Source organism: Arenibacter echinorum (assembly GCF_003259375.1).
In the GTDB taxonomy this organism is placed as follows: Bacteria; Bacteroidota; Bacteroidia; order Flavobacteriales; family Flavobacteriaceae; genus Arenibacter; species Arenibacter echinorum.
On sequence record NZ_QLLN01000004.1, the window covers coordinates 249651 to 263539 of the forward strand.

Below are 13889 nucleotides of genomic sequence, written 5' to 3' on the forward strand. Positions count from 1 at the left end.
TGGGATCTATGACCCCAGTAACATAGATTACGTACAAATTTTACAGGCACAAGCGCCGCCAATCCACCATAGATTAACTAGGCTAAAAAAAGATCCAACATATATGGTACCTCAATGTATAAAACACCAGTAAGATTTTATTCCCTGAATCCTCCCCTGATTTGGCTTTGATCAATAGAAATATCCCTTGGTGTTTTACCCTTAGGCGGAATTCCTACTTGCGTTAATGTTACCGTACAGAGACCTGATAACTATTTTCTCATACAATTCTTTATATTCCGTTTCCCTACTCATTTGCTGAAGGGCAAATTGTTGTATTACCAATAAAGGCAACACTATATTTTCCCTAATTTTAACAGATTCACGTGAAACCGACTCTTTCTCCATCAAAATCTTGGAATCTGAAATAAGTAAAAGCATTTCCTTGGAAAGCAAATATTCCTCATAAAGAATGTTCCAGAATTCACCATATTCCTCATCATCCTTCATGTAGCTGGTCAGTTCAAAATAACATTTAGCCAAGGACATCATACTATTGAGCATCAGCGCTTTAAATAACGGAACTTCTTTGAACAACCTTTTCAGATCCTCCAATTTTCCTTGGTCCTTTAGAATTTTAATAGCTGTTCCGATACCGAAATAGCCAGGGACATTCTGTTTAAGCTGGCTCCATGAACCTACAAAGGAAATGGCTCTCAAATCCGTGAGTTCCAGTTTTTTCTTGTGCCCTCTTTTACCTGGCCTACTCCCAATATTTGCCTTTTGGTAGTATTTTAATGTACTCTTGTTTTCCAAATAGGCAATAAACTTGTCGTGATTCTTTAAAGCATCGTATTTCTCGAAACTCAGATCGGACAACTCCTCCAACAATTGTCTTGACTCCTTGGAAATAACATTTTCTTTGCCAAAAAAGTTATTGGAAAGACCTGCTGTCAATAATTGTTCAGAATTATGAATAAACTGCTCCTTAGTTCCATAGGTACTGGTTATGGTCTGCCCCTGAATAGTTAATTGTATTTCATTATTGGCAATATCCTTAGTCTGTGCAGCATAAAATCTATGGGTTTTTCCTCCTCCACGGGCCGGTGGTCCACCACGTCCATCAAAAAATATGGCCTTTATATTGTTCCGATCGCATACGGCGGACAATTTTTCCTTGGTTTTAAAAATTTCCCAATTTGCTTTCACATATCCACCGTCCTTGGTGCCATCGGAAAAACCGAGCATTATGGTTTGCTTATTATGGCGTTGGGCCAAATGTTTTTTATACTCTGCAAGATCAAACAATTCGTTCATTGTATTTTCGGAGCTTTCCATGCCCTTCATGGTTTCGAACAACGGAATAATATCGAAAGTAATCTTATCCGATTCCCAACCACACCATCTAAAAAGTCCATATACAAAAAGTACAGAAAAAATATTCTCGGAATTACTTATAACATATCGGTTACAACCTTCCTCGCCATTTTTCTCCTGAATCCCCCTTAATTGTAAAATATTCTGTATGGTTTCCTTAACAATATCCTCCTCATAATTCTGCACTTGTAAATCAATATTCTTATGTATTAAAATATCTATTAATTCCTGCTTATTCAATTCCCCAATATTCTCGGAAATTAATCCGTTGGCCTTTAGTATAGCCTCTACAACTTGGATATGAACACTGTGGTCCTGCCTAATATCCAAGGTGGCAAAATGTGTCCTGAAGATCTTAACCTTATCTATAAGGTGATCCAAATCCTTTAGGTAAAGCTTATTATATTTTCCAATTAGCATCGACCTTATTTCAAGAAGGGGTTCAATAATCTCGTCATAGTGCATAACCGTACTGGCATCGAACATGGTCTTGTACAAGCGTCCCCTTAAATTGGAAATTACATCTTGAAGATCCCTAAAGGTCAGTTTTTGCTGTAATTTTTTTATATCGTGATAATAACATTTCATTAAGGTAATGCGCAACTCATCGGCAACATCTTTGGTGATACTGGATGTTACAAAAGGATTCCCATCCCTATCCCCACCGGGCCAAAATCCCAATTTCATGATATTGTGATTGTTGAAATCCATATCACCAATATTATCCTTGATGTAAGCATAAAGTTCCCCAACAGCATCATAATATACATTTCTAAGAATATAGATTATGTTTTTTGCCTCATCCAAGGGAGTGGGTTTTTTGGCATTTATTAAAGATGTAAGTCCTAATTGTTGAAGCACCAAATCAATATCATTGATTTTGTTTTCCAAAATAAGACTCCTTAAATTACCTATGATGTCCAAGACCGCCGGAGTATAAAACTGGGTAGGGTGAGCCGTTAAAACTATACGTGCACTGAAGGTCGAAAGTTTTTCCGATATCTGGTCCCAACTTTTATTTTTGTCCACTAATTGAAAATAATCCCCAATTGTTAGGGAACTACTATGTTTTTGAAGCTTTGGGAATGCAGCATCCTCAACACTGTCATACAATACCACCTGTCTTTCCACATACTGTATGATCCGGAACATAAAATCTATCCTATCCTTTTCCGAGTCAATATTCGCGTAGTTTTGAAAAAAAGCATCCAAAATTTCTTGGGGATTTTTCCCGGATTTCAATCCCGTTTCGGCCTGATGCAGTAATAAAGGTATCAGCATCCCTACATTTTCAATATCTTGGTATGGCAAATTAAGAAACAAGCTATTATAAATATTGAACTTGTTCTGGACCGATTTTTTAAATTCGTCTAATCTCTCTGATTGAAGCATACGTCTTTAATTACATTCTACATAATCATACTCCTTATTAATTGGAACATGAATTTCAAACATTAAATATCGGTATATTTTTAGATTTGAAGGAGGAATTATATGTCAAACATCAAAATTTAATAGGGACACCTCAAAATCAATGGACTTGACAACAATAATTTTCACAACGCAGGGTAACAAGTTAAATTTACATTGTAATAATAAAAAAGTAATTTTTTCATTTTCATATAGTGTTCTCGTAAAAGAGCTTTGTCTGACCGGCAAGGCTCTTTTTGGTTTGGGAAAATTGTAACCGCTATAAGTCAATAAATAGATCTTAATAAATTACCATCATAACATAATTGACCTTATGCAATGGTGCCTAACTATTACCAAAACAATGCAAACCTTTGCATGATTAATATTCACCTATCTTTCGTATTATCAATATTTTATCGTTTTTTTGATTAGTATGTTCTCCAACTATCCCTTATGATTGCCTAAAAGTTTAAGCTTATTAATCTATTACATGAAAACCAATAAAAAATTCCTCTACACCATATCAACGCTATTAATTTGGATATCTCTCTTACCTGCCCAAAATAAAATGGAAATCGATTATGTAAATCCGCTAATTGGAACTCCCACTGCCGGTTTTATGGAAGGTAGGGATGGTGGTGGTACCATGCCCTGCGTTGGCACCCCTTTCGCCATGACCAATTTTGTGGCTCAGACACGAGAAAATAAGATCAGTGAAATGCCATATGTTTTTGAAGACAAAACCATTCAGGGTTTTATGGCAACACACCAGCCCACGGTCTGGATGGGAGATTACGGCTACGTATCCATAATGCCACAGCTAGGCAAACTAAAGCTTCTTCCTAAAGACAGAGCCTTGTCCTTTAACCATACGGAGGAGATTTCGAAACCCAATTACTACAGTGTTTCCATGGGTGATAAGGGACAAAAAATTAAAGGAGAAATAGCGGCTGCCTCCCGCTGTGGCATCTTTCAATTCACCTTTCCAAAATCGGATGAATCCCATATCGTGATCCAAGGGATCAATATTACCGAGAACAAGAAGGCATTCCATGGCTACATCCGTATAGATGAAAAGAAAAAAGAGATTACGGGGTATAACCCAGAGCGAATGTCTTCCCATTTGGGACCTGAACTTAAAAACTTTAAGGGCTATTTTATAATTCAATTCGATAAATCCTTTGAACGCTTTGGAACATGGAATTCCTTTAGAACTGAACCGGATATCAATGAAATGGGTAGAGAGCAGACCGGTGCTAGAATGGGCGGATATATTAGTTTTAAAACCATTAAAAATGAAACGGTCAAGGTGAAAATTGCCACTTCCTTTATAAGTTTGGAACAGGCCAGAGAAAATTTATCCAAGGAAATACCGGATTGGGATTTTGACAAAGTGGTAGAAGATACAGGAGATATCTGGCAGGAAAACCTTTCCAGAATTAAGGTAGATGGGGCCACCGAAGACCAAAAAAGCATTTTCTATACCGCCCTCTTCCATACCATGTTGTTTCCTCGGGAGTTTTCAGAGTACGGACGCTATTACAGTCCGTTCGATGACAAGATCCACGAAGGGGTTTCTTATAACGATTACTCCCTTTGGGATACTTTTAGGGCCCTGCATCCCCTACTGCATTTTACACATCCTGAACGGGTAAGCCCCATGGTTCAGTCCTTATTGCAGATGTACCAAGAAGGCGGCTGGTTGCCAAAATGGCCCAATCCTACCTATACCAATATCATGACCGGTACTCATGCCGATGCCGTAATTGCTGATGCCTATGTAAAAGGATTTAGGGATTACGACCTAGATCTGGCCTATGAGGCCGTAAGGAAAAATGCCATGCACCCGCCATACAGGGATACGGAAAAGCCTTGGGGAGACAGGGACGAAGGTACTTTATACGAAGCAAGGGGCGGACTAACCTATTACCACTCCCTGGGATATGTAGCTTCGGATAAGACCAGGGAATCCGTAACCAGAACTATAGAGTTCGGAATAGATGATTATAGTATTGCCCAGATGGCCAAGGATATGGGTAAAATGGAAGACTATGAACGATTAATGGGATGGAGCAAGAATTACAAAAACCTCTACAACAAGGAAACGGGGTTCCTTAATGCCCGACTTTATAATGGTGATTGGGACAAAAACGAACAGGAAGGTTTTACGGAAGGTGGGAGATGGACCTATTTATTCGGCGCTATGCACGATATACAGGGAAGCATTGAACTCTTTGGCGGAAAGGAAAAGTTTGCTGCCAAATTAAATGAAAACTTTGATGGGCAGCATTATAGGCACGATAACGAACCTGGGCATCACTATGCATACCTATTTAACTATGCCGGGCAACCTTGGAAAACCCAAGAGCTTATCCGCAAGCACACCTCAACCATTAATTACAGAAATCACCCTCTAGGAATCAACGGAAACGATGATTGCGGACAGATGTCGGCCTGGTATGTTTTTGGAGTTATGGGATTTTATCCTGTTACCCCCGGAACTGAAACTTTTGCCATTGGAGCACCGCAATTTCCCGAATTTACCCTAAGGTTAATCAAGGATGGAGCACCAAAATCCTTTAAAATAATTGCCAACAACCTTTCCGAGACCAATAAGTACATCCAATCGCTTACTTTGGATGGAAAGGTGGTGGAGGAACCCTTTATTACCTACACCCAAATAATGAACGGCAATGTGCTCGAATTTGAAATGGGAAACAGTCCCAACCGCACTGCCTTCAAAAATAATTAAAAAAGCAAGCAAGTTAGTTTCAATTTTTCGATATTCCCAAAAGAACAAAGAGGATGGTTTCCGCATTTTAAAACCATCCTCTTTATATTTTATAAATTATGCCATTTATTCTCCAGTTATATGCGTTAACCAAGCCATTATTTCTTGGGTGTGGAGAGGATAATCACTAATTTCTGGTGGGAGTCCTTTTTGTTCCCTCAAAAGGTAACAGAAATCCTGTACTTCTTCCAAGGAGTCAAAAGCATCGCTCTTAACCAATTTTTCGGATAAAAATGATGCTATCAAAGCCATTTCCGAAGGCTTGAATTCAGGATGGTATTGAACCCCAAAAAATGATCCATTTTTATAGTCGAATGTCATACCCTGTACCTTGGAATGTGCATTACTTGCCAAAATAATGGCATTTTCAGGGACTTCTGCAACTTCATCAAAATGAATACACAGGGCGGTAAACGGCGTTTTTCGATGCTTAAAAAATGGACTTTCCTTTCCATATGCAGTTACTTCAATGGGCTTGGATATCCCAAACTCTAATCCATTGTCACTTAGTGCCACCTTTCCCCCTGCAACTACAGTGGCCACCTGCATCCCCCAACAACTGCCGTAGAACGGTACGCCACTTTCAAAAACCTCATCGGCAAAATTCAATTGCCCATGAACATCCGGAATATCATCAAGAACACTTAGGGAACTTCCTGTCCATAAAACACCATCATACTGCTTTAATTCGGCCACTGTCGGCAATCCGCTCGTACTATCTGCAGGAAAAGCAAAATCTGTCTGTGCCTTTGGAAGCAATGTCCTTAGCATTTCCTGAAACGTAAGATGATAGGGCTTTATTCCAAAAGCTCCCCGCTGCAAACGTGTTTGTTCGTTATTACCTTCTACAATTAATAGTTTCACGTTTACAGTCCATTTATATCTCCAGATACCGCGGCTTTAAAAAGCTGTTCCAAATCCTTTGCGTTAACGGGTTTGGCATTGGAAGGAGTGGAAGGGTCCTTATAGGCCATTTCCCCAATCTCCTTGGCATTATCCAAATTAATATCTATTTCTTTTAATGTATGCGGAATATTCAATTCTTTCCTAAGGCCAATTATATAAGCGATAATGGCATCGGTACCTTCCTTTTCCAGCCCCAACACCTTGCTTAAATGTACCATTCTGTCCTCAATTGCGGATTTGTTCTGTTTTAGGGCATAGGGCAATATTATAGCGTTTAGCAGACCATGCTGTTTGTTGTAAATAGCGCCCAATTGATGGGCCACGGAATGCACGGATCCAAGTCCTTTTTGAAAGGCAGTTGCACCCATGGATGCCGCTACCAACATTTGTCCCCTGGCCTCCAAATTTTTTCCGTCCTTAACTGCTATTGGTAAATACTTGGCAATAATTCGGATAGCCTCAATGGCAATACCATCGGCCATAGGGTGGTACCCTGGGGCGCAATAGGCCTCAATAGCATGCACCATGGCATCTACGCCGGTCCAAGCCGTAATATGTGGCGGCAAGCCCAAGGTAAGTTCTGGATCCGATATCACGATTGCCGGTAACATTTTTGGGTGAAAAATAATTTTCTTGGTATGCAGCTTTTCATCCAATATTACCGAAGCCCTACCTACCTCCGAACCAGTACCGGAAGTAGTAGGGATGGCGACTATAGGTGCAATTCCAGCAGGATTGGCATAACTCCAATTATCGCCCACGTCTTCAAAATCCCATAAGGACTTCGTTTGTCCCGACATAAATGCGATGGTCTTGGCCGCATCAATAGCAGATCCACCTCCAAAGGCAATAACCCCATCATGTTTGTTCTTCTTATAATGGGCCACCCCATCAACCACATTTTTTTCTGTTGGATTTCCCTGCACATCACTATATACCGTAAACTTCAATCCATTCCTTTTTAGAATGTTTATGGTGTTCTCAACTATATCCAGTTTTACCAAGCCTTCATCGGTGACAAATAAAGGGTTGTTGATTCCCAATTTTTTGCAAGCCTGCGATATTTCGTTTATTCTACCATTTCCAAACCAGATAGTGGTAGGATAATTCCAATTTGTATTTGCTAATTGCATTAATTCTTATTTTTTAAATTCAATAAATTGATTTATAATTTCTTATTTCCCTTTTCGAAAATTGAACGATTTAACCCGGGTAACATGGTCGTATCCAATTTTTGATAATGTAACACCCTTGCCGGAATTTTTAACTCCCGTCCAAGCCAAGGCGGGATCTAAATAATCGCAACGGTTCATAAAAACGGTACCAGTTTCAATTTTTCGCCCCAGATCAATAGCTCTATCCATATCCTTTGCCCACAGGGAAGCGGTAAGTCCATATTGGGAATCATTCATTAACCTCAATGCCTCCTCATCGTTCTTTACCTTCATAATCCCAACCACCGGTCCAAAACTCTCCTCGGTCATTACCTCCATACTATGATCCACATTGACCAGCACATGCGGAGATAAATAAGGCGTATCTTTTTTGGATGCTGCAAACAAAGATTCGGCCACCAAAGATTTTGCCCCTTTACCCAAGGCTTGCTCTATTTGTTTTCTTACGTAATTGGCCGCATCGGTCTTCACCATAGGCCCCAAATTGGTTTCGGCATCCAATGGATTCCCTAATTTGTACTGCTTTGTAAGCGCTACAAATCCATCAACAAACTTGTCGTAAAGCGTTTCATGAACATAAATTCGTTCAATACCACAACAAGACTGACCGCTGTTAAAAAATGCCCCATCCACCAAATTTTCAACGCTATTTTCCAAATGGGCATCGGCCATGACATAAGCGGGATCCTTTCCTCCCAATTCCAAGCCGCAGGGTATAAACTTGTTCATCAAGGAATTTTGAACCGCTACCCCACCCTGTACTGAACCTGTAAAGTACACCCCGTCAATTCTGGAATCGGCAATTAATTGGGCCGTATTTTTATGGTTCAGGTGCAGTATCTGAAATACCCCTTTTGGTAATCCGGCCTTGGCAGCTGCCTTGGCATAACGTTCCGCCACTAGAGGCGTCTGGAACGAATGCTTTAATATAACCACATTTCCTGCCATTAAGGCGGGAACAATAGCATTTACAGATGTCAAGAAAGGATAGTTCCAAGGGCTCAACACACTAACGACCCCAATTGGTACACGTTCTACCCATCTTTTATCCGGATTCGCGGCATCTTCAACTTTATAGTCGCCCAAAGCCTCTTCCGCCACTCCTATCATATAATGGGCGCGGTCCCCAAATCCCTTTATTTCTCCAGGGGACTGACCCAATGGTCTCCCCATTTGCCAGGTAATTTCGAGGGCAATTTCATTTTTATCTTCAACAATGGCATCCACGAATGCTGTTATATATTTAGCACGCTCGGCAATAGAAAGATTGGACCAAAGAGGAAAAGCACTTTCAGCCAAATGTAAGGCCTGTTCAATATCTTTTGGGCCATGTTCTTCGGCAGTATAATAAATAGTGCCGTCTATAGGTGATATGGTATTTATCATTTTTTTAAATTATTTCGAAATAACGTTTTAATTGCCAGTCGGTTATAGCTCCCAGCTGTTGTTGGTCTTCCCAAAGTCGGGTATACGCATAATGATCCACAAATATATCACCAAACAGGTCCCTTGCAATTTTTGAATTCTTAAATTTTTCGGCGGCATGGGACAAGGTCCTGGGCAACTGAAGTTCCTGTGAAAAATCTACATCGTAGGCGTTTCCTTCGACCGCTTTTGTAGGTTCAATTTTATTCTCTATGCCCCACAATCCTGAACCAATAGCGGCTGCCAGTGCCAAGTATGGATTTATATCGGCTGCCGACACCCTATATTCCACTCTTTGGGATTTTTCAGAACCTGGAATGGCCCTAAGGGCACAGGTTCTATTATCTACACCCCATGAGGCTGCAGTGGGGGCCCAAAAACCGGGAATAAGTCGAGTATAGCTGTTACATGTAGAGGCTACCATGGCCAAAAATTCGGGCATTAACTTTTGCTGCCCTCCAATAAACCAGCGCATCACATCGGACATGCCATCGGTCTTATTTTTATCGTAGAATGCAGAGGAACCATCCTTATTTTGCAAGGATATATGGATATGACCGGATTGTCCTGGAAAGCTTGAAGACCACTTGGCCATAAAACAGGCCATCAAATTGTTCTGTTGTGCCCAAACCTTTATGAAGTTTTTAAACAAAGCCCCATTATCGGCCGCCCTTAACGCTTCGGAATATTCAAGGGCCCCTTCGAGCACCCCTGCACCAGTCTCTGTATGCAATCCTTCCAAAGGCATGTCCATCTCCTTGGAGAGTTCCATTATTTCGTGATAAAAACTGGCATGGGTAGAACTGCGCAATATAGAATACCCAAAGTTGCCTGGCGTCATTGGTTCCAGGTTGTGATAATTCTTATCCCGAACGGATTTAGGGGATTCATTAAAAAGGAAAAATTCGAACTCAAAAGAGGCACTTGCCTTAAGCCCCAATTTTCCCAATCTATCCAAGGTTTTGCGCAGAATAGATCTTGGACAAACACTTGCTGCACTACTCTCGGAAAAATCTACCAAAAAAATAACGGACTTGAAATCTTCCGTTGGCAACATTCTCATACTCGATGCATCAATCGTAGCATTTGCATCGGTAAAACCATCCGCCCAGCCGGTAAAGGAATCATTCTTATATAATACATCATTGGAATCCCAACCAAAGATTACACTGCAAAAACCAAATCCCTTGTCCAAAGCGGATAGGAACTTTTTGGAATTTACGTATTTCCCACGGAGAACGCCATCAACATCAACAACGGCCAACTTTATATTTTCAATTTGATGTTCGTGTATATAACTTCTGACCGATTCTATGGTCATTTTTGGTACTTCCTTTTTCATCTATTTAAAATTTTTTATTAATCTATAAGTCCCCTGTCATAGACATTAAGATTATATTTTCTGATTTTTTTAGTTGATTATTGGTTTATTATTCCAATATTCAGTGATATGCCTTAGATATAGTTAAAAACAATTTGATGGACATTTATCCCTGTTACCATTGTTCGCATCCCTTCATAAAAATCTTTCATAAAATTATTGAATAATGCCCAGCTAGAGATATAAAATTTAGTTTTTTACACCTGCTTTTTTAGCATCGTGTTCCAACGCAAATTCTTCTTCCGGCGAGAGTATCAATCGATGCCTTCCTTGTAGCCCAAAGTACAGCAAACCAATTATCAAATACCCCATCGATATAAACACTGCCGTCCTATAGGACTGATCCTGTAACTGAAAATAAATGATTACACTGGCCAAGAAAATTGTGGACCAAGCACCTAGTTTTCCAAAAGGACTAACATAAGGTCTTTCAAGATCGGGCTTATTCTTCCTCAATAATAAAAAGGAACCACATTGTAAAATATAGGATAGCATGGCACTAAAAACAGCGATGTTGAGCAAAGCTCCCCCTATAAAAACCTCACTTTCATTACCGGCCAAAAATTTGGTAACCATTAAAACCACAAAACCAATCAGAGAGCCTAGTATCAATGCGGTATAGGGTGTTTTTCTTTTGCTATGGGTCAAGGACAATATTACCGGGAAATACCCCGCCCTGGACAAGGAATAAATCTGTCTGCCAAACGCAAAAATTATGGTATGGAAAGATGCCAACAGGCCAATGGATGCCACCAAGGCCAAGAGCTTGGCTATATTGTCCCCGTACAGCACCTTAAATCCGTCCAGCAAGGGCTCCCCGGATTGGGAAAGGGCATAAGAACCCAAAGGTATGGAGGCATTGAGCCATAGGATTAAAAATGCCGAAATAATCAAGGTGATGATACCATAGGTCAACCCTTTGGGCATATCTTTTTTGGGATCTACGGATTCCTCCGCTGCCAATGGCAACTGTTCAATTGCCAAAAACAACCAAACCGCAAAGGGCATAGCCTTAAGCGCTCCTTCCCATCCCATCGGGAAAAGGGAACCTCCCCCTCCTTCCAGATGTTCTGCACTCCCATCGGCGCCCACCTTTATATCCAGGGCATAAGTCATAAAATCGACACTTCCTATAGAAGACACCCAAAATATGCCCAAACATCCCAAAGCCAACAAAGTTAAAGCCACTGTAAAGCGAAAAGATAGTTCTACCCCTACAATATTTAAAAGGGTAAAAATGGTATAAAATCCGAACCACCAAAAAGGCAACATTTCCGGTGCCGTTTCAAAGATGCCCTGCATATAATTACTGAGAAAAAAAACAATAACCGCCGGGGTAAGTATAAATTCCAAGTTTTCTACCAAGCCTGTAAAGAATCCTCCCCAAGGTCCCATGGCCGATCTGGCAAAAGAATATGCTCCTCCAGTGTGTGGTAGGGCAGGAGACATTTCCGCAACACTCTGGGTAAGTCCAACATACATTATAGCTACGATACAAGTGGCGACGAACATACCGCCCCATCCCCCAGAAGCCAAGCCTAAATTCCATCCTGAAAAATGTCCTGAAATCACTGCTCCAACGCCCAGGGCCCACAAAGACCAAACACCTGCATGGCGTTTCAGTTCCCTGGATTCAAAATAGGATTTATCCATTTTCTTGTACTTAACGCCTTTGCTCATATCTATTCTCTTGGTTTTTGGTTTGATTATGTGTTTCTAAGCTGGTAACTAATATACCATGAAATAGGAAAAATATAACTCTTAAAACTTGAAGGATTTATATTACCAATAAAAAGACCATGGGGAAGAATCCCCATGGTCCATAAGATTCATAAAAAAAATTATTTATTGCACATTTAATTGTTAGTGGCAACATCCCACCAAAGTCGGGTGTTTAAATCATCCCCTCCCATGCGGGTCACCGCCTGCTGGTAGTTGGCATTATTTGTTGATTTCACGGCATTGGGATACTGAAACCTTACCGGAACCTTTTTATCATTTACGGCATCCGGACCTGGTATAACTTCCGGCATTCCGGTACGCCTCCAATCGGACCAGCCTTCCAAACCGGTATAAAAGAGGGCTATCCATTTTTGCAAGGCTACTTTTTCCAGCTTTTCGGTGGTTGTTCCTGTATAGGCCACTGCCGTCTGTGCAATATAGCCATCCAAGTCAAAGGCTTGTAGATCGGCAGCGATCTCGTTCCATCCCCCGGCAATTATCCTATCCAAATAATACGAAAAGGAAGCTCGTATCCCATTTTCATAGTAAGTGGCGGCATCGCCTACGGTTATGAAATTTCTTTCCCTAGCCTCTGCCAGGATAAACTGAAGCTCCGAATAATCCATTATAATGGTCTGGGAAGCCGTAGGAGAGGCAAGCTCAACGTTACAGGCCCTACAAGCCAATAAAATACCAATTCTTGAGATGAAATTGGACCCCACTTCATTGGGGTTTCCGGTAGGGCTATACCCTAAAGCCGCCTCATCGTCCAAGCCGTTGGGCATACCTACATAATCATCCAAATTATCGGAATAAATTCCTTTTCCGGAATTGGAAGTAGGTTGCGCATAAACAATGAGCCTTCTATCATTTAGATCCTTTAATCTGGTCTCCAAAGTAAGGCTTAACCTAACCTCGTCAAAACTACCAGATCGGGTATTATATTTTGGTTGGGGATTATCTGAATTCCATTGTAATAGCGCTGCATCCCCGTTGCTTTGAAATATGGGGTAGGTTGTTGGGTCGCCCATAATCTCAGCCATACCGGCTGTAGCTTTGGCTTGATCCACATCACTGATCCTCATTAACAACCGAAGCCTGAGCGAGTTGGCAAACTTCCTCCATTTCAATACATCGCCACCGTACAATATATCCCCGGATATATTTTGTGTACCTGTCAATGCGGCGTTGGCAGCTTTTAGGTCGGCCAAAAGACCGTCATAAATTTCCTGTTGCGGCGTAAACTCTGGCGTAATATTATCATCGCTGATTCCCTTTACGGCATCTGTGTAAGGGACATCACCATAAGAATCCGTGAGGTAGGAATAGATCCACGATTTTACGATGAGTCCAACACCATAATAATTTTGGCGATCTGGATTTTCCTGGGTATCGCGGATTATATTCTCAATATCACGTAGACCGTCATAGGCATCGTTGTATGGATTGTCCGTTGGGGACCACTGGTAAATATCCCCGGAGGTAAACTGCAGTCGGGCCCCATATTGGACTACTGTAAAGCCTTCTTCCCATCCTTGATTCCCCCAATTATAGGCCATCTGTCTTAAAACCCCTGGCAAAAGCAGTTCCGAGGAAGCCTGCTCGGGAAAGTTGGGGTTTTGATTTATTTCTTCAAAATCTTCCGTACAACCCATAAAAGCTGCCAAAAGAAACATCACGAAGAAACCCTTTTTTATATTATGTATGTTTTTCATCTTTT

General features: G+C 40.9%; 8 protein-coding genes. 1 reads left to right on the plus strand and 7 read right to left on the minus strand.

The window, feature by feature from the left end:
- Positions 1-201 precede the first annotated feature (201 nt).
- Positions 202-2748 (minus strand): phosphoenolpyruvate carboxylase, encoded by a 2547-nt coding sequence (locus LV92_RS11605; RefSeq protein ID WP_111623813.1) that lies wholly within the window; start codon positions 2746-2748, stop codon positions 202-204.
- 511 nt (positions 2749-3259) lie between these two features.
- On the opposite strand from LV92_RS11605, the gene LV92_RS11610 reads away from it, so the two are divergent.
- Positions 3260-5521, plus strand: a complete 2262-nt coding sequence (locus tag LV92_RS11610) for a GH92 family glycosyl hydrolase (RefSeq protein ID WP_111623814.1) — start codon at positions 3260-3262, stop codon at positions 5519-5521.
- Between the two features lie 105 nt (positions 5522-5626).
- On the opposite strand, the gene LV92_RS11615 is transcribed toward LV92_RS11610, so the two are convergent.
- The 6 genes from LV92_RS11615 to LV92_RS11640 all read right to left on the minus strand — a co-directional run bounded on the left by LV92_RS11615 (position 5627) and on the right by LV92_RS11640 (position 13884).
- Positions 5627-6424, minus strand: coding sequence for a type 1 glutamine amidotransferase (locus LV92_RS11615; RefSeq protein WP_146613537.1), 798 nt, complete (start codon positions 6422-6424; stop codon positions 5627-5629).
- A 2-nt stretch (positions 6425-6426) separates the two neighbouring features.
- Complete coding sequence (locus LV92_RS11620; protein WP_111623816.1) at positions 6427-7599, minus strand: iron-containing alcohol dehydrogenase; 1173 nt, start codon at positions 7597-7599, stop codon at positions 6427-6429.
- 42 nt (positions 7600-7641) lie between these two features.
- On the minus strand, positions 7642-9027 hold the full coding sequence (locus LV92_RS11625) for an aldehyde dehydrogenase family protein (protein ID WP_111623817.1): 1386 nt from the start codon (positions 9025-9027) through the stop codon (positions 7642-7644).
- 4 nt (positions 9028-9031) lie between these two features.
- On the minus strand, positions 9032-10408 hold the full coding sequence (locus tag LV92_RS11630) for a glutamine synthetase family protein (RefSeq protein ID WP_111623818.1): 1377 nt from the start codon (positions 10406-10408) through the stop codon (positions 9032-9034).
- A 228-nt stretch (positions 10409-10636) separates the two neighbouring features.
- Entirely contained in the window at positions 10637-12127 is a 1491-nt protein-coding gene (locus LV92_RS11635; RefSeq protein ID WP_111623819.1) for an amino acid permease, read from the minus strand.
- A 176-nt stretch (positions 12128-12303) separates the two neighbouring features.
- Entirely contained in the window at positions 12304-13884 is a 1581-nt protein-coding gene (locus tag LV92_RS11640; protein WP_111623820.1) for a SusD/RagB family nutrient-binding outer membrane lipoprotein, read from the minus strand.
- Between the last annotated feature and the right edge of the window lie 5 nt (positions 13885-13889).

What these genes read in the sequence shown, in the direction of transcription:
- LV92_RS11605 (WP_111623813.1), bottom strand. Translation starts at nt 2,748, where the DNA reads ATGCTTCAATCAGAGAGATTAGACGAATTTAAAAAATCGGTCCAGAAC.
- LV92_RS11610 (WP_111623814.1), top strand. Translation starts at nt 3,260, where the DNA reads ATGAAAACCAATAAAAAATTCCTCTACACCATATCAACGCTATTAATT.
- LV92_RS11620 (WP_111623816.1), bottom strand. Translation starts at nt 7,599, where the DNA reads ATGCAATTAGCAAATACAAATTGGAATTATCCTACCACTATCTGGTTT.
- LV92_RS11625 (WP_111623817.1), bottom strand. Translation starts at nt 9,027, where the DNA reads ATGATAAATACCATATCACCTATAGACGGCACTATTTATTATACTGCC.
- LV92_RS11630 (WP_111623818.1), bottom strand. Translation starts at nt 10,408, where the DNA reads ATGAAAAAGGAAGTACCAAAAATGACCATAGAATCGGTCAGAAGTTAT.
- LV92_RS11635 (WP_111623819.1), bottom strand. Translation starts at nt 12,127, where the DNA reads ATGAGCAAAGGCGTTAAGTACAAGAAAATGGATAAATCCTATTTTGAA.
- LV92_RS11640 (WP_111623820.1), bottom strand. Translation starts at nt 13,884, where the DNA reads ATGAAAAACATACATAATATAAAAAAGGGTTTCTTCGTGATGTTTCTT.